Source organism: Bacteroidota bacterium (assembly GCA_016714535.1).
Taxonomy (GTDB): domain Bacteria; phylum Bacteroidota; class Bacteroidia; order AKYH767-A; family OLB10; genus JADKFV01.
In genome coordinates this window covers 603576-624458 of the sequence record JADKDR010000001.1, presented here as the reverse complement: position 1 = coordinate 624458, position 20883 = coordinate 603576, and the positions used below count along the sequence as shown (strand labels likewise).

19 protein-coding genes are annotated in these 20883 nt (G+C 38.4%); 10 read left to right on the top strand and 9 right to left on the bottom strand.

The genetic code is table 11. From position 1 onward, the window contains the following. Both IPO27_02570 and IPO27_02565 read right to left on the bottom strand, forming a co-directional pair. On the bottom strand, positions 1–1422 hold the full coding sequence (locus IPO27_02570; protein ID MBK8845487.1) for a sugar transferase: 1422 nt from the start codon (positions 1420–1422) through the stop codon (positions 1–3). A 9-nt stretch (positions 1423–1431) separates the two neighbouring features. Further along, positions 1432–2289, bottom strand: a complete 858-nt coding sequence (locus IPO27_02565; GenBank protein ID MBK8845486.1) for a hypothetical protein — start codon at positions 2287–2289, stop codon at positions 1432–1434. Positions 2290–2531: 242 nt separating this feature from the next. On the opposite strand from IPO27_02565, the gene IPO27_02560 reads away from it, so the two are divergent. Next, the gene (locus IPO27_02560) at positions 2532–3779 is read left to right on the top strand and encodes an ABC transporter permease (GenBank protein ID MBK8845485.1); all 1248 of its coding nucleotides are present in this window, start codon (positions 2532–2534) and stop codon (positions 3777–3779) included. 2 nt (positions 3780–3781) lie between these two features. Next, positions 3782–4126: a hypothetical protein gene (locus tag IPO27_02555; protein ID MBK8845484.1), complete on the top strand. Its 345-nt coding sequence runs from the start codon at positions 3782–3784 to the stop codon at positions 4124–4126. Between the two features lie 240 nt (positions 4127–4366). On the opposite strand, the gene IPO27_02550 is transcribed toward IPO27_02555, so the two are convergent. Next, positions 4367–4906 (bottom strand): DUF1572 family protein, encoded by a 540-nt coding sequence (locus tag IPO27_02550; protein ID MBK8845483.1) that lies wholly within the window; start codon positions 4904–4906, stop codon positions 4367–4369. 77 nt (positions 4907–4983) lie between these two features. Next, entirely contained in the window at positions 4984–6663 is a 1680-nt protein-coding gene (locus IPO27_02545) for a glutamine--tRNA ligase/YqeY domain fusion protein (GenBank protein MBK8845482.1), read from the bottom strand. Between the two features lie 111 nt (positions 6664–6774). Between IPO27_02545 and IPO27_02540 the strand changes: the two genes are divergently transcribed. Further along, the gene (locus IPO27_02540) at positions 6775–8250 is read left to right on the top strand and encodes a hypothetical protein (protein MBK8845481.1); all 1476 of its coding nucleotides are present in this window, start codon (positions 6775–6777) and stop codon (positions 8248–8250) included. A 67-nt stretch (positions 8251–8317) separates the two neighbouring features. Here IPO27_02540 and IPO27_02535 read toward each other — a convergent pair whose 3' ends face one another. Next, positions 8318–9058 (bottom strand): polyprenol monophosphomannose synthase, encoded by a 741-nt coding sequence (locus IPO27_02535; protein MBK8845480.1) that lies wholly within the window; start codon positions 9056–9058, stop codon positions 8318–8320. A 331-nt stretch (positions 9059–9389) separates the two neighbouring features. Here IPO27_02535 and queA point away from each other — a divergent pair, with 331 nt between their 5' ends. The 3 genes from queA (at position 9390) to murQ (ending at position 12103) form a co-directional block, all read left to right on the top strand. After that, complete coding sequence (gene queA / locus IPO27_02530; protein MBK8845479.1) at positions 9390–10439, top strand: tRNA preQ1(34) S-adenosylmethionine ribosyltransferase-isomerase QueA; 1050 nt, start codon at positions 9390–9392, stop codon at positions 10437–10439. Between the two features lie 153 nt (positions 10440–10592). After that, entirely contained in the window at positions 10593–11258 is a 666-nt protein-coding gene (ispD, locus tag IPO27_02525) for a 2-C-methyl-D-erythritol 4-phosphate cytidylyltransferase (protein ID MBK8845478.1), read from the top strand. A gap of 41 nt (positions 11259–11299) precedes the next feature. Beyond that, the gene (gene murQ / locus IPO27_02520; GenBank protein MBK8845477.1) at positions 11300–12103 is read left to right on the top strand and encodes an N-acetylmuramic acid 6-phosphate etherase; all 804 of its coding nucleotides are present in this window, start codon (positions 11300–11302) and stop codon (positions 12101–12103) included. Between the two features lie 112 nt (positions 12104–12215). Here the strand turns inward: murQ and IPO27_02515 are convergent, their stop codons facing one another. Further along, a complete protein-coding gene (locus IPO27_02515) occupies positions 12216–12596 on the bottom strand; it encodes a VOC family protein (GenBank protein ID MBK8845476.1) in 381 nt (126 codons plus the stop codon). A 287-nt stretch (positions 12597–12883) separates the two neighbouring features. Here IPO27_02515 and IPO27_02510 point away from each other — a divergent pair, with 287 nt between their 5' ends. Genes IPO27_02510 through IPO27_02500 form a run of 3 tightly spaced genes read left to right on the top strand, consistent with a single transcriptional unit; the run spans position 12884 to position 14274 of the window. Next, positions 12884–13444 carry a sigma-70 family RNA polymerase sigma factor gene (locus IPO27_02510; GenBank protein ID MBK8845475.1) on the top strand — a complete coding sequence of 187 codons (561 nt, stop codon included), beginning with the start codon at positions 12884–12886 and terminating at the stop codon, positions 13442–13444. Positions 13445–13480: 36 nt separating this feature from the next. Beyond that, positions 13481–13822, top strand: coding sequence for a hypothetical protein (locus IPO27_02505; protein ID MBK8845474.1), 342 nt, complete (start codon positions 13481–13483; stop codon positions 13820–13822). Then, positions 13819–14274 (top strand): hypothetical protein, encoded by a 456-nt coding sequence (locus IPO27_02500; protein MBK8845473.1) that lies wholly within the window; start codon positions 13819–13821, stop codon positions 14272–14274. The genes IPO27_02505 and IPO27_02500 overlap by 4 nt, the downstream gene beginning before the upstream one ends. Before the next feature lie 494 nt (positions 14275–14768). Here the strand turns inward: IPO27_02500 and IPO27_02495 are convergent, their stop codons facing one another. From IPO27_02495 to IPO27_02485, 3 genes are all read right to left on the bottom strand, one after another. Continuing rightward, on the bottom strand, positions 14769–15587 hold the full coding sequence (locus IPO27_02495) for a UDP-3-O-(3-hydroxymyristoyl)glucosamine N-acyltransferase (GenBank protein MBK8845472.1): 819 nt from the start codon (positions 15585–15587) through the stop codon (positions 14769–14771). Between the two features lie 82 nt (positions 15588–15669). Further along, on the bottom strand, positions 15670–16428 hold the full coding sequence (locus tag IPO27_02490) for a hypothetical protein (protein MBK8845471.1): 759 nt from the start codon (positions 16426–16428) through the stop codon (positions 15670–15672). Between the two features lie 455 nt (positions 16429–16883). Then, entirely contained in the window at positions 16884–18200 is a 1317-nt protein-coding gene (locus IPO27_02485; GenBank protein MBK8845470.1) for a polysaccharide biosynthesis C-terminal domain-containing protein, read from the bottom strand. A gap of 118 nt (positions 18201–18318) precedes the next feature. Here IPO27_02485 and IPO27_02480 point away from each other — a divergent pair, with 118 nt between their 5' ends. After that, a complete protein-coding gene (locus tag IPO27_02480; GenBank protein ID MBK8845469.1) occupies positions 18319–20883 on the top strand; it encodes a PKD domain-containing protein in 2565 nt (854 codons plus the stop codon).

Here is a 20883-nt window from a genome sequence, read left to right as displayed (position 1 = left end):
TTATTTTCCTCTACCTTCAATAATAGTTTTGAGGGTGTAAATCATAATTTTAATATCGAGCGCAATGCTCATATTTTCGATATAGATGATATCATATTTTAGTCGCTCTATCATTTGATCAACATTTTCAGCATAGCCAAACTTCACTTGCCCCCATGAGGTTATACCCGGACGCACTTTTTGCAAGTGGCGGTAGTGTGGGGCTTTTTGTATTATCTGATCAATATAATATTGCCGTTCGGGTCGCGGACCTACCAAGCTCATATCGCCTACCAGCACATTATAAAATTGCGGTATTTCGTCTAACCTTATTTTACGCATAAACCAACCTAACCTTGTTATCCGCGAATCGTCCGATTTGGAAAGTTGTGGGCCCCGTTGTTCGGCATCAATAAACATGCTGCGAAATTTGTAAATCATAAATGGATTACCATGCAACCCGATACGCTCTTGTTTGAAAAATACAGGGCCTCGCGTTCCAATCTTGATTAATATGGAAAGCACAATAAATACCGGAGCTAGTATGATGAGTGTAATGAAAGAAACTACGATGTCAAAAATTCGCTTCAAGCTCTGTTGCCATACCGGCATCAGATATGGATTAATTTCAATTAGCAGCGCTCCAAATATGGCATTCATCTTAACTGTTCCTGTTAAGATATCGTACATGTCGGGGATAATTTTTATAACTACATTGGTGTCTTCGAGCTCGTTTAATATACGTCCAACTTTTTCGTGTTCTGACGACTCAATGGCTATAATTACTTCTTCAATTTTATGCTTGGAAACAATATTGCGAAGTTCTTCAATGCCTCCTAGGTGCTGAAGTTTTTCTTTGAAAAACTTTCCATTGCTATCATCCACATGCACATAGCCTTTGAAAAAATTTCCGTAGCTAAACTTGGCCGATTCGAATTCGTTAAAAAGATTTACAGCCTTTTGATTGCTGCCAATCATCAGCGTATTAAAACCAATTTTTCGATTGCGTAGCCGATGGGCTATGCCGGTTGAAAGTGTAAAACGAAATGTAGCAGTAAAAAGAAAATGTAAAAAAAGTAATGTAAAAAAAGTTGCATAATAACTCCGATAGGTAATGATAGTATCGTCAAGTAACAGAGTAAAAAATAAAATCAAAACCCCAATTACAGAAAGATAGGCAGTTTGTCCCAGTTCGCGTAAGCGCGATCTGCGCATCACATTGATATACGTGCCTACAAGGGCATAGGTCAGTATCCAAAAAAGAGGAATTGCCACACAGCCAATGTAAAATTTCATATCCAGGTTGATAGCAAATGAGTGTCCATGCTGCCCTCCTTCGATATATAATTTGCGGTAGCTGTAAAACAAACCCCAGGCAAGTGCAGCAGCAAAAAAATCTGCAACAATATATCGTATAGTTAATTTGCGCCTAGCCGGTGTCATCAATGGCTTTTAATTATGTAGCAATTTTATATTGTCAATCATGATGGTACTTGAGGTATTGCCTTCGTCAAGTTTTGCAGTAAACAAAAGTTTAAAGCCTACCGCATCTGTGCTGCTCGAAACAATGCTGCTTAGATTGATGTAAATTTTATTCCAGGTTTCTGAAGGTTTTAATGAAATATAAATCACCTTTTCTTCTGCACCAGTAAATTTTACGCGCGATAAGCCTACGTTAAAAGAATTGGTGCTTTTGTAATTTAACTCCAACATGTTGACCGTGCTTTTCGACAATGGGTAACTCAACTTGGTTGTTGCTATTAACGTGGGACGCGCAGTATCAAGATATGCAATAGCACTATATGGTCCTTCGAAAGCGTTGGTGGCGGTAGTAGAAAATATGGTATCGCAGTTAGGGTCGCGGGTAAAGTCTATTCCTCCATCATCAAAGTCTTCAATATATTCAAACTTTGCTCCATCTATATATTTCACACGGGGTTGTATGTGGGTTACTTCTCCTTTCTTAAAAAATTGGATAGTATCAAAAAAATCGATGTAATCATATTGGTCATGCAGGTTTACTTGCCCATCTACATGTATGCCACCACGAATACTTATTTCATGTGGCCCATCTTCAAGCAATAGTGGCACGGTTGCAGGTACTTCGTAGGCACCGGCAAGTTGCTGGTCTATATATACCCATGCATCGGTAAGCGCATTGGACGAGGTGCCTTGCGAGGCATAATCGGTACTTAGTACAAATTTATCTAAATGCAGGTAAACCGGTTGCGGTTCTTCGGGATTAATCAGTTCGCATGAATTAAAGAGTACAAGTAAGATGCAACCAATCAATAAATTAATAACTTTCATTAACTTGATTTTTCGGGCTGCAAATGTAGCCTAAATATTGAATTTGGAAAAAAGCAACAGGCTACCATATCTTACCGCAACCTAAGCTTATCGCCCTTATCGTATGGTTATTTGTCAAACAGCATGTTGGGTGTAACAACTTAGCTGCATAATAGTCAAAGCATGAAACCCGCACGTTAACTGCAAAAACAAATGTTAATTCAAATTTCGGCAATCTGGAATTTATACCTTTGTGCAACCATATGAGATTATTCATCACATTATTTAAGGAGAGCTTTTTATTTGCCATGCATGCATTGCGGGTTAACAAACTGCGAACTTTTCTGTCCTTGTTAGGCATTACGATTGGAATTTTTGCCATTATACTGGTGTTCACCATGGTGGATGGAATGGAAAACGATATACGAAAGAGTATTCAATCGCTTGGCGATAATGTGATATATGTTCAAAAATGGCCCTGGTCTTTTGAAGATAATTACCCATGGTGGAAATACTGGCAACGCCCGTTGCCGGGCTATTCAGAAATGGATGATTTAAAAGAGCGTGTACAAAGTTTTGAAGCCATTGCTATAGGCGCCAATGTAGGAAACGAAACCATGAAGTACAAAGACAACACCGCTACCAATGCCATCATATTTATGGCCTCGCATGATTATGATCGTATCGAACCTTTTAAAGTTATACAAGGCCGTTATTTTACTCAGCAGGAGTCGGATGCCGGTATTAATGTGTGTCTGTTAGGTGCTACACTCAAAGAAACATTGTTTGGTAGTTACGATGCTGTAGGTAAAGATGTAGTTAATCATGGACGCAAACTACATGTAGTTGGAGTATTAAAGCGCGAAGGAAAAAGTTTGCTCGGTAATGGATTTGATGAAGTAATGATAGTGCCAATCAACTTTGCACGCAAGGTAATTGATATTCGCAGCGATAGGCTCGACCCCTTTATTATGGCAAAGGGAAAAGAAGGAATAGACAACGAACAACTTAAAGAGGAATTGCGTATAGCAATGCGCGGTGTGCGTAGGTTGCGCCCTATCGAAGAGGATAACTTTGCCTTGAATGAAAGCAAATTGCTGTCGAAAGGAATAACACCGGTGCTTGATGTGTTGCAAATAGTAGGTTGGATAATTGGTGGCTTCAGCATTTTAGTTGGAGGTTTCGGTATTGCAAATATTTTGTTTGTATCTGTTAAGGAGCGTACCAATCTGATTGGGATTCAAAAATCGTTGGGAGCAAAAAATTATTTTATTCTGTTTCAGTTTTTGTTCGAAGCCGTATTGTTATCAGTAATTGGTGGTGCCATTGGGTTGTTAATGGTATTTGGTGTTACAGCAGCCCTTGCCGGAGCTTTGCCTTTCCCTGTTTCGCTTACTACGGGCAATATAGTTCTTGCCTTTACCATCAGCGCTAACATTGGCATTATTGCAGGTTTCATTCCTGCCTACACCGCTTCGCAATTAGACCCTGTTGAAGCTATCAGAAGTTAATTATGGAAAAAGCTGCTAACAAAAAACCTGCTTTACTTCTACTATCCTTAGTTATTGGATTTGTTGTAATTGTATTACTCTTTCCAAGTATTTTTTCTCCATTTATTAAAAAGCTTGGCACATGGTTTCCTGCTTTGTTTGGCTCGCTTGTCTCGCTACGTTTTATTAGCCTTGTGGGGGTTTTATATTTAAAAAAATGGGGACCTCTTATGTATCTAATCGTATTTGCTGTGTACGAATTAGCGTGCATTATTACCGATTCGTTCGGGTACTTCGAGTTCTTTACCTCTGCTTTTATTGGTGTGGTTTTTCTATTCTACTATCCACGAATGAGTGGTAATTTGTAAGGAATAGAAATCTGATATTATATGGTAGGTAATCGTAGGATAAATTATTTTTCTCAGCTTTTTCTTTAATTTCTCTTTGGTTACTGATTTTCAATCTGGCAACTAATCAAAGAGTAAAAGTAAATGAGGCTACTTGCGTTCAATTAAAAACACTGTTTCTATTTTGCAATTTTCCAGCATAGCATAAAGCTTTTAAAAGCATCTGTTATTTTTTAGCTGTTATTTTTTTGCATTAAAATGTTAAGTATGTTTTGGTTTGTAAACCAAGCCTGCGTAATATTTTTTTGAGTCTCGCTTCGGAATAGAAAGCGAAGTCCAGTTTTCGTTGCACAGTAATTTTCCAATAAATACAATTTGTCCAACATGATAAGCATAGTGAGCAAGTTGTCTGTTGATTGCTTCTGTAATGGTATGGCCTTGATTGCGAATGAAAATTTCTTTTGTTAAATCATCTTCAGTCAACGGATTTATCGCGTTAAATAAACAAGCCCAGCCTTCATTCCACATTGCTAAAAGCGCTGCCCTGTCAACAAGGTCATTCTCAAATTCGGCATCTCTTTGTCGCCATTCTTTTTCTCCATCAGTAGTTAAAAAATCTGTCCAACGAGAAAGCATATTTCCCCATAAATGTTTTACAATGGTTGCAATGCTATTACTTTCTTCATTCATATGTCTGAATAGCTGCTCATCGGTAAGTTGCGAAAAAGTTTTTTCGCCAAGCATTTTGTAATACCCGAATTGTTTTTTCGAACTGTCTAAAAAGTTGTTTGTCGTTTCCATTGCATATTGTTATTTCTCTTTCAGTTTTTGGTTGTAGAATTAATATCAACAATGAATAAAAAAGAGCGCCTGATAATTTAATGTTTGCCTTTGCTCCAACTGTCTTTTAATCCAACCGTTTTATTAAAAATGAGATGCTCGCTCGTGGCGTTTTTATCGAGACAAAAATAACCTAGACGTAAAAACTGAAATCGATCGGTGGTGGTTGCTTGCATTAATGCTGGTTCAATAAACGCCTTGGCAACAATGGTAAGCGAACTTGGGTTTAGGTATTGCAAAAAATCCTGTTCCTGTGCATCGGGCAATTCTACATTAAACAAACGATCGTATAGTCTAACCTCTGCTTGCTTGCAGGTAGCTGCATGCAGCCAGTGCAATGTTCCTTTTACCATAATGCCCGAAGTATCATGACCACTGCGGCTTTCAGGAATATAGGTGCAACGTAATTCAGTAACTTTTCCATCTGCATTTTTAATTACCTCATCACAACGAATGATGTAAGCATGCTTTAGTCGAACTACCGCTCCGGGTGCTAGTCTGAAATATTTTTTAGGTGGATTCTCCATAAAATCTTCCTGCTCAATGTACAATTCGCGACCAAAGCTTAATTCGCGCGAACCCGAACCTTCGTCTTCAGGATTGTTTTCGGATGTCAACATTTCTGTTTTGCCTTCATCATAATTGGTAATCACAACCTTTAATGGATCAAGAACCGCCATTCTTCGAAAAGCAATTTTATTGAGGTGCTCGCGCACACAAAATTCAAGCAACGATACATCAATTACATTATCTCTGCGTGCCACACCTACTTTGTCGCAAAACATTCGCACTGCTTCAGGAGTATATCCGCGCCTGCGTATACCTGATAGGGTAGGCATACGAGGGTCATCCCATCCATCAACCAACTGCTCATTTACCAAACGCAGTAATTTGCGTTTACTCATTACGGTATAATTCAGGTTGAGACGTGCAAATTCGTATTGTGTACTTGGAAAAATTTCCAAATGGTGAATAAACCATTCGTACAATGGGCGATGCACTTCAAACTCAAGTGTACATAGGGAGTGAGTAATCTGTTCAATGCTGTCACTTTGCCCATGGGCAAAGTCATACATGGGATAAAGGCACCATCTATCGCCCGTGCGGTGATGATTTGCAAATTTGATACGATACATAAGAGGGTCGCGCAAATGCATATTCGTGCTTGCCATGTCAATTTTGGCGCGAAGCACACAAGTACCTTCGGCAAATTCTCCCTCACGCATTCTTGTAAACAGCGCTTTGTTTTCTTCAACACTACGCGCGCGGTATGGGCTGTTAGTGCCTGCTGAGGTTGGCGTTCCTTTTTGCGATGCTATCTCTTCGGCTGTTTGGTCATCCACATAGGCAAGTCCTTTATCAATTAAGGTGTGTGCAAACTGATAGAGTTGTTCAAAATAATCGGATGCATAAAATTCATTTTGCCAGCTAAACCCAAGCCATTTGATATCTGCTTTTATTGATTCAACATATTCTGTTTCTTCCTTTTCCGGATTGGTATCATCAAACCGAAGGTTGGTATGGCCACCATATTTTTTTGCAACACCAAAGTTTAAGCAAATCGATTTGCTATGGCCTATGTGCAAGTATCCGTTTGGTTCAGGTGGAAATCGTGTAAGCACACGTCCACCATGTTTTCCAGCAGCCTGATCTTTCTCTATAATTTCTTCAATAAAATTCAGCGAAACATGTTCTGAAGGTATATCTTTCTCTTCCACGGTTTTGTAATTTTTGAAGGCCAAATGTAGGGAATAGTTACGTTATCGTCATTTTTAAACCTTGTTTGCACAATAAATCTCTGGTTTCAACTTTATAGTTATTTTTGAGGCATGAAGTATTTAGTTTACCTGTTGGTATTGTTAACCGTAATAGTATGTGCTTGTAAAAAGGACAAGATTATTACAGATAGAGGAGCAAAGCTCGGTTTCAGTACCGATACCATTCTGTTTGACACGGTTTTTGTCACCTTTGGTAGCACCAACTCGCAGTTGATTGTATATAACAAAAACGATCAGCCTATCAATGTATCGAGCATACGCCTTGCTTCAGGCTCTTCTTCGTATTATCGTATCAATGTGGATGGCATGCCGGGAGCTAGTTTCAGAGATATTGAAATTGCAGCTAATGATAGTTTGTTTATTTTTATTGAAGTAACCATTGATCCTAACAGTGCACAGTTGCCTTTTGTTGTTGCAGATAGTATCTTATTCGAAACCAACGGCAACCTGCAGGATGTTGACCTGGTGGCTTGGGGGCAAAATGCGCGCTTCATACGTGCCGATCAGAATATACCAGGGCTCCCGCCAATTTCAGTTATTCCTTGCAATGGAAATGTTGCCGTGTGGGATAGCGTGTTGCCTTATGTTATATTTGGTTATGCTGTTGTTGATAGTGGATGTATGCTGGAAATAAAAGAAGGCACAAAAGTTTACCTCTACAACAACAGTGGTTTGTGGGTGTACAGGGATGCTACCTTAAAAGTAATGGGAACGCGCGAACATCCGGTAAAATTCAGAGGCACACGGTTAGAAAGCTACTATAATGATAAGCCCGGACAATGGGATCGCATCTGGATAAACGAAGGAAGTGTTAATAATGAAATTAATTATGCCGAAATTAAAAATGGGTTTATCGGTTTGCAATTGGAGAATTTGATTTTAAATGGAATTAGTGATACAAGCATTGCAAAAAAGATTGTAGTAAACAACACCGAAATAAAAAACATGAGCGGTGCCAACGTATTTACGCGTTATTACGATGCAACGTTTAATAATTGCGTGTTTGGCAGTACAGCCTCTTATGGGTGCGCTATAACTTTTGGCGGCACTTACGAATTTAATCATTGCACCTTTGCCAACTACTGGAGTTTTGGCCAACGTATAGACCCCCTGTTATACATCAGCAATTATTTTGAAGATGAAACAAAAGCTGTTTTTGATTTTGAATTAAACAAGGCCTTGTTTCGCAATTGCATTATCTATGGCAATAATGAGTCGGAAGTAAAAATAGATATAAAGTCAAGTGCAACAAGCAATTATCTTTTTGATCATTGTATTCTTAAGGTGAAATCAGATTTTGATATCACCAATGCCACGCATTTTACAAATGTCTTTAAAAATACGGAGCCCCAATTTAAAGACCCCAACGATGGCAACTTTGAACTTGATACCATGGCCAACGCCAAAAACAAAGCGAGCAACATCAGTTGCCCTGCACTTTATCCTATGTTGCAATTTGACCGCAACGGTACCGACCGTTGCATTTATTTGCCTGCCGACTTGGGTGCTTATGAAAGGAAAGATTAAGAAATTCGGGAAATTAATAATCGCTATTTTGTAAACATACAGCGAAAGTTAAATCTAAAAACAGCATTTAGGAATCAAATCGTTTATACTTTCTGAAAATACTTTTCCAGCGCAATTCAAGCACTCCAAAAAAAGCTTCACTAAAAATACCGCTGCTCATTTTAGATTTTCCAAGTTTTCTATCCATAAAAATAATAGGCACTTCAGTTAATTTAAATCCGTGCTTAAACGCGGTAAATTTCATTTCTATCTGGAAAGCATATCCCGTAAATTTTATCCGGTCAAGGTCAATGGTTTCAAGCACAATGCGTTTGTAACACTTAAATCCTGCCGTGGTATCATGTATATTAATGCCAAGCACCATGCGCACATATACCGATGCATAGTAGGACATAATCACTCTTCCTATGGGCCAGTTAACTACAGTAACGCCCTGGCTATAGCGCGAACCAATAGACAAATGTGCACCTCCAATGTTACATGCCTCAAATAATGGTATGAGGTCGTTGGGGTTATGTGAAAAGTCGGCATCCATTTCGAATATATATTGATAAGCACGTTGCAAGGCCCACTTAAAGCCTGCAATATAAGCTGTGCCCAAGCCCAACTTTCCTTCGCGTTCGTGAATAAATAAGCGACCATCGTATTCACGCATAAGCTCTTTGACCTTTGCTGCGGTGCCATCACGCGAGTTATCATCTATAATGAGCACATCAAAAGGGATAGGTAATGTAATCACTGCGCGAATAATGTTTTCCACATTTTCGATTTCGTTGTAGGTAGGGATTATAACCAGCCGTTCGCTCATTCAATAATTGAAGGCTGCGAAAATAGAAAGATTATAGAAAGTGGAGTACCATTTAGCAAAGATTAATAGTTATCTTACTTTAAATGACGAGCACTACTCGATAATCGCAAGGGCTCTAAACAGGGGATAATGCATCTAAATGTATTCCTTAACGATAAATTATTTTGGGTTTCTTGTACCATTCGGAGATTTTGATACTATATTCGCACCCGCAAAAAAATTAAGCTGCATCCGATTTTTATACAAAATTGAAAATCAAATGACCTGTAGGTGTTTGTTACCACAGTTCCCGCTTAATATTCTAAAGAACTAAATTTTAATTTTTTATAAAATGAAACTTTCGCAGTTTAAGTTTAACTTTAATGAAAACCTGTTAGCCAATTACCCATCCAAGAATCGCGATGAATCGCGCTTGATGGTTGTTCACAAAGATACCGGCAAGATTGAGCACAAGGTGTTTAAAGACATTATAGACTACTTTGATGATAAGGATGTGATGTTGCTCAACAATACACGTGTATTTCCGGCAAGGTTATTTGGAAATAAGGAAAAAACCGGAGCCAAGATTGAAGTTTTTTTGCTTCGTGAGTTAAATCAGGACAGCAAATTATGGGATGTACTGGTGGACCCGGCCCGCAAAATCCGTATCGGAAATAAATTATACTTTGGCGATAACGAGACATTGGTAGCCGAAGTAATAGATAATACAACAAGCCGTGGCCGTACGCTACGATTTTTATATGATGGCACCCATGAGGAATTTAAAAACCTGATTAAGACCCTTGGGCATACGCCTCTTCCCAAATACATTAAGCGCCAGGCTGAACCAGATGATGAACAACGTTATCAAACCGTGTATGCAAAAAATGAGGGTGCTGTTGCCGCTCCTACTGCCGGCTTGCATTTTAGTCGTGAGTTAATGAAGCGCCTCGAAATCAAAGGCGTTGAGTTTTCCGAAGTAACGCTGCATGTAGGTTTGGGTACTTTTCGCCCGGTAGAGGTAGAAGATCTTACCAAACATAAAATGGATAGCGAGCAATTTGAAATAACAAGCGAAGCTTGCGAAATTGTGAATCGTGCCAAGGCAAATAAAAAGAAAGTGTGTGCCGTAGGTACTACTACCATGCGTTGTGCCGAATCATCGGTGGCCACTACAGGCGAGATGAAACCGCTTTCTGGTTGGACTAATAAATTTATTTTCCCACCATACGATTTCAGCATAGCCAATTGTATGGTTACCAATTTTCATATGCCGGAGTCAACTTTGCTTATGATGACATGCGCATTTGGCGGTTACGAAAATATTATGAATGCATACCGCATAGCCGTAAAGGAGAAGTACCGCTTTTACAGCTATGGCGATGCCATGCTGATTATATAATTTTTTGGAAAAACTGAATTACTTGCACATCATAACCTTATTTAATTTGGGATTCATTTTTAGGTTAAGTATGCGCAAGTCTGATTCAACATCATCAGTTATTAGAATTATGGATGGGGTCTTCTCTAAAAAATATATAGTTGACTAACTAATTTGAAACGCACAGCCATTATAGTTGCCGGTGGAAGCGGTAGTCGCCTCAATAGCGATATTCCCAAGCAGTTTCTGTTGCTTAATTTTAAGCCTATTTTATTTTACAGTATCGAAAGATTTGCAGCTTGCAGTGCCGAAATTATTTTGGTAATGAATGCCCAATATCTCAACTATTGGAATGAATTAATATCCAAGTACAATCTGACTGTACCTCATGCTTTAATCAATGGAGGCGATGTGCGTGCGCAATCGGTTCTTAATGGCCTAAGGGCTGTTCAAAGTATGGATGGTATCGTGGCGGTTCATGACGCTGCCCGTCCGCTTGTTTCAGAAAAACTTATTAATCATTGCTACGATGCCTGTCAGGTTAACGGAAGTGCTATTCCCATTATTCCGGTTGCCGATTCTATCAGGAATATTACCTCCAGAAAAAACAAAGCCGTTAATCGTGATGAGTATTTTCTGGTGCAAACACCACAATGCTATCCTGCAAGCGAGTTAATGGCTGCATTTAATAAAGTGGAATACCGCAAATTTACCGATGAGGCCTCTATGATGGAAGCGGTAGGTTATACTAACTTTATGGTACATGGTGAAGCGGATAATTTTAAAATAACACGCGAGCGCGATTTGCTTATTGCAAATGCCATATGCAAAGGTATTTAGAAGCCTTGTCGGGCAAATGATTTTAGTTTATTTTGCAAAGCATGAAAACAACCGAATCAAATTCCAAATACGATTTACTCGAATTGCTCAGCACCGAAGAGTTGTTGCGAGGTATAAACCACGAAGATAAAACAGTGCCCTTGGCAGTAGAAAAGTGCATTCCACAACTTATTGCTCTGGTTGATGTTGTTGCATCTAAGATGCAACAGGGAGGACGATTGTTCTATCTGGGAGCCGGTACTAGCGGCAGGCTCGGGATTGTTGATGCCAGCGAATGTCCGCCAACCTATGGCATAGCACACGGCAGGGTAGTGGGTATAATGGCCGGAGGAGATGGCGCTATGCGCAAAGCGGTAGAGTTTGCCGAAGATGATGCAATGCAAGGTTGGAACGACTTGCAAGCGTATACTATTACCGATACGGATGTGGTGTTAGGCATAGCTGCATCAGGAACAACTCCGTATGTGATAGGTGCATTGCTGCAAGCACAACAGCATGGTATTACCACCGCTTGCATTACTTGTAATGCAGAAACTCCGGTAAGCAAGGCAGCCCATTATCCCATAGAGTGTATTGTAGGGCCCGAGTATGTAACAGGCAGCACAAGAATGAAGGCAGGTACTGCACAAAAATTATTGTTGAATATGCTTAGCACTTCGGTCATGATTAAGTTGGGTCATGTAAAGGGAAATAAAATGGTGGACATGCAATTAACCAACAATAAGTTGATAGAGCGTGGCGCGCGCATGGTTGCCGAAGCTTTGAATATTGAAATGGACAAGGCACAAGCGCTATTGCTCAAGCATGGCAGTGTTCGGCTGGCGGTACAGGCAGGTAGTTTGTAGTTTCTTTTACAAAAGAATAGACAAAAACTTTTTCAGGATATTGTTTCAAAAAAAAAACGTGGAGCCCTGTATAAGAACGCCACGTTTGTTGTTGGTGAAGTCAAGTGGCCGATTATCTGTTGCTATGCAAAGCCACCGCGTTGCCTTCGGAGTCAACAAAAAATGCCATGAAACCAAACTCGTCAATTTGTGTTTTTGGCATCATGATTTGTCCTCCTGCTTCTTCTACCCGGCCAAGCGCATCAGTCAAATCGGGATCGGCATTCAGATAAATTTTTGCGCCATCCATGCTTGGCTTATGCATTTCGCCTTGAACCAGGGCACCGGTTGCTTTACCATTTCCCGGTGTCCATGGAAAGAAAGCCATGTGCATGCCCATCATTTCCATGACTTGCATTTCGATGCCGAATACATGCTCATAGAAAGTTTTTGCGCGGTTGATATCTGTTACTGAGATTTCGAACCAGTTGAGTGAATTAGAATTTCCATCCATTTTAATTAAAAGTTTTAGCGTTTATTTTATTTAGAACAATTTTAATAGGTAGCTTCTAAAGAACGTATTTGATGAATACGTTTAGGGATACGCAAGTAAAATAATTTTTTATTATGGCAGATTTACATTATTGTTAAATTCTTGGTACAAAGGATATTTATTAGTTTGAGAAGGAAAAATCAAGCGCTTGAGATTTCGTAACAGAAAAAATAAAAAAAATAAAATATTTGTTCTAGCATTGCGATTAACACAATATGACTACTGTTGCACTACCCAATCAATCGAATATGGCGCAATCGCAAAATGACTTTATTGGCCGCATAGTGGCTGCGGAAGGAAAGCGATTACGCGATTTTATCCGCAAGCGCGTGCCTAGTGACGAGGATGCCGAAGATATTGTGCAGGATGTATTTTATGAGTTCATCGAAGTAACACGCCTTATGAAACCCATAGAACGAGCAGCTTCCTGGCTATACAGCGTGGCACGAAATAAAATTATTGATCGATATCGCAAAAAGAAAACCACCTTGCTCGAAGACATCAGCGCTCACCTGAGCGATGATGATGGCGAGACCTTAAATATTGCCGAACTTGTGCGAGACTATCATGGTAGTGCTGATAAGCGTTTGTTGAATGACCTGTTTATGGATGCATTTGAAGATGCCCTTGCCGAATTGCCTGCCGAACAACGCGATGTTTTTGTGGCAAATGAAATAGATGGAATACCCTTTGTTAAAATTGCTGAGGCTACCGGTACAACGCTCAATACCCTGCTATCGCGAAAGCGATATGCGGTGTTGCACCTGCGCCAACGTTTAAAACAATTCTATTCTGAACTTGGCGAGTAACCCGAATAATAATTAAACTGATTAATATGTAAACCAATGCGTAGTTTTAAAATTTTAAAAATAACCTTTCTTATAATAGCCGGTATTGCACTGTATGCGCTAGCCATTCAATTACTATGGAACTTGCTGTTGCCATCGCTGTTCAAGTTGCCACTAATTACCTTCTGGCAGGCTTGTGGGCTCATGTTGCTTAGCAAATTTTTGTTTGGAGGCTTTTATGGCTTTTTCAAAACAAAGAACGATAATTCGCGTCATATATGGAGGGCTAATTACAAAGACCGAATGGAGCAAATGAGCACCGAAGAGCGAGCGCAATTCAAACAAGATTTTCGTAGTAAAATGGCTGCATGTTTTAACGCTAAAACCAATCAACAATGAAATTATTTTTAGCTGCAATGTTTTTAAGTATGACCATGCTTGGTCATGCTCAGGATTTTAAAATCGACAATTTTGATGGCGTTTTCGTCTCAAATGCTGAGGGAGGCGCCATGCAAGAACTTTGGACAAAAATTAATGATACTACCTCGCATGGGCAATCTGTCATTATATCGGCAAATGGCGACACCACTTTTCTGGAAAATGTTTTGGTTAAAAAAGTAAAAGGTGTTTGGTATTATGCACCAACCGTTACTGATCAAAACGAAGGGAAGGAAGTGTTGTATAAACTGATAAGTGCTGAAAGCAATACGTATACATTCGAAAATAAGAATCACGATTTTCCGCAGCGAATAATTTATTCCTTTACTGATAAGAAAATTGTAAACGCTCGCATAGAAGGCGAAGTTAAAGGCGAACTCAGGGGAGAAGATTTTCAGTTTAGTCGCAAGTGAGATATAAGCAGAAGGCAAAAAATTAGCCATTGCGCTTATTCAATTCCTTCATATTAAATCTTCACTCAGTAGCAAACAGAAACTGAAACGTAGGGATTGCTTATTAATATAAATAGTTAGACAAACTAATATTTGGGTTAGGCAAAGAAAAAATAAGTCACAAAAAATTGGTGAAGTATCAGCAGCTCATGAATCAAGAAAAGAACAATTGAGTTCAATACAACTAACCTAGAGATAACTTAGAACGCAACATGCTGAACAGCCAGCGAATGATAATAGAAGGGTGATTTTTGCACACTATGTACATGGTGTTTTTTAAGGTTCATCATATTCATTCTACTCCCGATAATATTTTCAATGCCATCGACTTGCTTTAGCTATCCTTATAGCCAATTGATGCTAAAGCTTACAATCGGCATCATTACAGTGGCATGCCATTTACGCATTGGCCTTAAATATTGTTGTAAAGATTATAATGAGTGATTTCTGTGTGGTTATAACAAGTTTTTGTTTTTTCCAGGGTTGCCTAACCATACTTCTTTTTCTGGCACAGATTTGGTTATAACAGCACCCATCCCAATAACAGCATTTTTACCAATCTCAATTCTATCTCTCAGTGATGATGATGGTGCAACCCAAACATTATCGCCAATGATGGTGCTGCCGCCAATCATTGCCAGGGCTATGATCATACTGTTTTCGCCAACCGTTACATTATGAGCTATATGAACCAGGTTATCAATTTTTGCCCCTCGTTTTATAATCGTATTGCCTAGCGTTCCTTTATCTATACAGGTATTTGCCCCAATCTCTACATTGTCTTCAATAACCACGCCTCCAATATGGGGGAATTTTTCAAATTGACCTTCATCATTTTTAGCATAACCAAAACCATCTGCCCCAATAACGCTTCCAGCATTAATTGTTACATTATTACCAATGATGACATTGTCATACAAAAAATTATTTCCCATAATTGTTACATTGTCACCTAATGTACATTTGCCTATATAACAATTAGGCCCTATATGTATGTTGCTTCCTGTTATTGCCTCACTATGTAAAGTGGATGTTGGATGTATGCTTCTTTCTATTTTGTCAATAAAATATGCGGAAACTATTCTTAAAAAAACTAACTTAGGATTTTCAACAACTATAAAGCATTTGTTTGTCGTTTTTATTTTTTCAAAGTCCAGTGACTCGTCACAAATAATAACACTTGCTAAGGTAGTTGCAATAATCTCTAGTTTGTCTGGTTTAGTTGGTGAAATCCATACAAGGGAATGCGCATTCGCATTCTCAAGAGGTTGCACGTTAGTAATTAAAATATCATTAGTATCACCATAAACTTTATGGCTTCCAATTATTTTTGCAAATCAGTTATTGTGTATCTTTTCATTTATAATCAATGTTAAGCATTTTACTTTCTTTTAAAAACTCTAAATAGTGCTGCTTGGCAAAGTTTGCCCGCCCATTTATAGCTCGTTGTATTTTTTGCCAAGGGCTCATGACTTCATCCGTCCACCATTCGCAATGTGTGAGTAAGTGCAAGCTTCCTCTTTCTTCGTTTATAACGTCTTTCATTCTTTGGTATCTCCAATATCCATTGCTGTCGCTGCAATATTTTAATTCTTCTTTAAAATAAGAAGCATAGGTGTTTATTAACCCCGCATATTCCCATTTGTTGCAAGTAAGTATAAATGCATTTGTATTGTGAAATGAAAAAGTTTTTATATCAACGTTATATAAATAGTTCAAAAAGTCTCGCTCCTTGCCTAAATGCTCAATAATTTCTGCTTCAGATTTAATATTGTAAAAGTGGGTATCAAAATGCACACCTATATCATGTCCAAGTTCAATTATTTCTTTTATAATATTAAATACATTTTTCTCCAGAAGATTATAATATTCGCTGTGCAAATGCAAAAAATATGTTCCCTTTACGCCTTCGCTATTTTCAATTTTAGCACAAGCCAAAGCGCGCTGAGGCGAAAAGTCGATATCGTGTCTCCACAAAACAAATTGTTCGGTTTTTGCAAAATCGGCAAATCCCCTGAACGTATATGATTTAGCCTTTAGAGCTTGAATTAATTTGCGGAATTCATTCGTAGTAAAGTCGCTAAAAAGATATTTGATTTCGTTTTCAGTATTCATTTCTTGTTTTGTTTTTAATTCAATCTTGAAATAGCAATATAATCTATCAATTAGAAGCAAATATATTTAAAAGTTTATTCCTATTGCTTACAAATAAATTAGAGTAAAAAGTAATCTGTTGAATTTGTGTTTTATTCCGTTTTGATCTTTGATAGTATATCATTAAGCAGGCAGATAGAGTCCGCTGCATTTTCTAAAGTAGTGATATTTTTATTGCAATGTTAGCTGAAGGAAAATTTTAGGCAGTATTAATATAGTTAAGCATTGTATAGCTGAAATGTAGCGTTGAAAAGCAAACTAGATTAAACCAATTAGTTCTCAACATCGTAGTTACAATCACTTTAATATGCATGTAGTAGTAAAAATAATTGATGATGTTTTCGTTGTGTTTGAATTGAATTTAAAGAGGAGGCAGTGCCATGATTATTCAAATTTATTACCAAAAAACTACGCTATTAACCATTTACAGTTTGTTTTATTAGTAATACATCTTCTTTTGAAATGAAGAGAAGTCTGTTAATAGATATTTTATGAATTCGTGCAAAGATTATCAAACTTAACAGGGTGCTTAATGTATAGCTAATAGATGAGCTGATTGCCGCCCCCTCGCTGCTTTGGGCGGGTATAAGCAAAAAATTGAAACCCATATTTACGATAGCGCTTATAATGGTAATGGTCAAATTAATTTTTATTTTGTTAGCTCCGGCAAAGTAACCTCCCAATACCTTTGTAAGAGAAAATAAAATAATACCAGGCAAAAGTAACAACAGCAAGTAAGAAGCTTGCGCATATTCACTTCCAAAAATAAAATTAGTAGTAACGCCAAATAGAGCATAAAGCACTATGCCCGACACCAGACTTATAAAAAATGTAATACGGCAAAGTGTTGCTGTTTGTGCAGCATTATTTGCTTGATTGGCCGAAGTATGCGAAAGCAAAACGGTAGCTATAGCAGAGGGTAGCATCCAGATAATTGAGCCAATCATAACGGCTATAGAATATATACCCAATGGGGCCTTGTCATGATAATGATCGATAAACCAATAATCAGATCGATAACTCAGATACTGGATTATATTACTAAAATAAGCAAGTGTGGAATAAAACAGCAATTCTTTTACATTTAATTGGCTGAGGTTAAATCGAAACGTAACAGCCTTAATTCGAATTAAAAAGTATATGGCTACCGTTACTTGTAGAAGGTATCCGGCCATGGTAATTAGCAGAGCATAGTTAACGATAGGGGAATGTAAAGCCACATCTTTATTCGATAAAAAGTAAAGAGACCCGATGCCTATCGTAACTGCAGCCGGATTAATAAATCCTATTATACCTGAGGTGATAAATTCTTTACGAGCATTGAATATGGCCATTATGCATTGGCTAAATTGAAGTAGGAAACAAAACAAGGTGAAGATGGCAGCATTTTTCATGGTGAAGGCGATGCCGCTCATTTTGTAAAACAAATTGAATGAAGATGTTGACATCAGCAGGAAAAAAAAGAATAAGCCGCTTATTGAGGTAAACATAAGCGAAACCCAGAAGGCAACTTGTGCAGTAATTTTGCCGGAGGCATGGTAAAAGGTTATGGCTGACGATAGACCTAGCCCAATAAGCAAAACTATAAAATTTACCGAATTAAAATAGAGGGAGTAAATGCCTCGTCCTTGAGGCAAAAGGTATCTTGCAATAAGTACCGTTGAAAGAAACATAAATGCTGCAGTTACTATTTGCAGAATAAATGCAGAGCCTATGTTTCGTTTTAAAGTCAAAAGGTTTGAAGTGTTGGGGCAAAACTATTAATTCCCTTTAAATGGGATAGGAATAATTATTGCTGTATCATGGTTGGCATGGCAATTTTAGCTAATTTTGTAAAAGAACTTGTTAGATATGACCGTCACCATAAGAATTATTATACTCATGAAATTCATTACGCTAACAATCGTTTCATTTATCATTTCCAGTGCCTCTCTCTACTCGCAATGCAGTATTGCAATCCCCGTGGTGAAGGATACTATTTGTCCATTATCAATTAATCAGGCTCAGCTCGATAGTACTTATGTAACTCAGGTAACATGGGACTTTTGTCCTGCAGGTCTTGACAGTTTGCCCTTAAATATAAGTACGACCGCAAGTTTCGGAAATGCCACGCGACAATTACAGGTAATATATGAAGATGGAAACTATTATGGTTTTACTGTAGCGCCAAATATTGATGGGGTGCAACGAATCGACTTTGGGAACTCGCTTTCTAATACTCCCACAGTAAAATTGATTGCCTCTGGAATGATGGGAGCTACCCAGCTATGGGCGGTAGATATTGTAAGAAAAGATAATGCGATTTATATTTTTGCAGCCGATAATGTTCAGGGAAAGTTGTTTCGGTTAACATTGTCTTCTATAACAGATGTGAATCCGCAAGTAAAGGAAATTCTGGCTGGACAGATTACCCCTTATGCAATCGACATTATTGGAGAATATCTCTTTATTGCAAACTACAACATAAGTAACATTTCGCGATTAAAATTTACCTACGGGTTTGATAGTATTCCGGATATACTTACACCTATTCCTTCCCCTGGGCTGCCAAGTGACATTACCATGATGTATGATTGTGTCAAACAAAAATACATGGCAGCAGTTGTTAAGTTAATATCTAAAGAAGTGACTTTGTTGGATTTTGGAAATAGTTTTGAAAATGTCCCAACTGAAAAAATAATATATTTAACCGCAGAACAAGATTTCTCGATAGTTTCGGCCCATACAAGGGAGGGATGGTATGTGTTCTGCACTGGTACATCCGGCTTCATACGCGGTTTAAAGCTAACCGAAGCGATGGATAGCATACAAACAGTTTTGTTTGATTCTGACTTTGGCGTAACAGTGGGACAGCCAATAGGAATGTCCTACATTGATGCAGCTGGCGAGCCACAACTTTTTGTCAGCCATTATTCTTCCGGGGCCTTAAGCAGGTTTAAATTTCCTGACCCATGCGCAGTAACGCCTCACGGCTCCTTCAGTGCACTTACAAGCTTTAGCATTGATACCACCTTAGGGCAAAAAATTTATTACACAGTAAATTATTTAGACTCTGCTAATCTTCCTCAACTTACGGTAGACTCCTTTTATACTGATAATACTAATTCGGAGATTAATATTGCTTTAACGAATAATTGCGAAGGCCTTGTTGCTCAATTTAACGCTACCGAAAGCATTTGCCTCGACACCATTATATTTAGGCATTGGGATTTTGGTGATGGTGCTGAGGATTCTTTAATAACTAATCCAACGCACACCTATGCTACTAGTGGCACTTTTCAGGTTCAATATTATGCATTAACTTCAGGAGGCGATTCCATCTATTATACGTTAACGATTGAAGTAAAACAAAAGCCAACTGCTAATTTCACGTTTGTTAATAATCAATGCGCGAATTTGAATATACCTTTCACAAACACTTCCGGTCAAGGTAATGATAGCATTGTATTATATAATTGGTTTATAAACAATGTGGAGGTTGGCAATGATACTATATTGAATTATACGTTTACATCAGGTGGTCAATATAATATAACCTTAATGGTAACTAATACTGTTGGTTGTATGGATTCCATTACGCAGGTGATATCCATAGCTGATGCGCCACAAGCCGCTTTCAATGCTACCAATACCTGCATAGGCGGCCAGGTTCAGTTTGTAAATGCTACGGATACCAATGGGTTGAATGTTACCTACTACTGGGATTTTGGTGATACGTTTTTTAGTACGGATACGAATCCACTTCATTCTTACGCAGGTTTAGGTGCTGACTATACGGTTATGTTGATTGCCAGTGGGAGCAACTCATGCATTGATACCATCTTGCAAAACGTACATTTATCTGTAAAACCAACTCCGGTGATATCCATAGTAGGCAATACATTTTGTCAGAATCAATCATATACATTTTACGATAACTCATATAGTAATGGAAGCGATAGCATTTACTATGTGCGCTGGGATATGGGCAATGGCGACTCATTCATTTCAAGCGATTCGTTGTCTTATGCATACACCTTACCCGGAACGTATACAATTACGTTAACAGCTGCAACACCCACCTTTTGCGATAGCGCGGTTACTGCAAGTATCATCATAAATGCACAACCAGATGTTCAGTTTTCAGCTCCTGACGGATGTCTTGGCGATACGGTTTACTTTATCAATCAAACCACCTTTGCACAAGACGATACCATATCAAGCTACCTTTGGTTTTTTGATTATGGCGGTATTACTGCAAACAGTAACGACACCTTATTTTATTATCCCACATTTAGTATTTACTCAGTAAGCCTTACAGCAATTACCGACAAGGGTTGCGCAGATACTGCATACAAAAGCTTGTTCGTTTATCCTCGCCCGGTAGCTGACTTTTCTTTTACTACTCCTGTATGCACCAATTTCCCTGCAATTTGA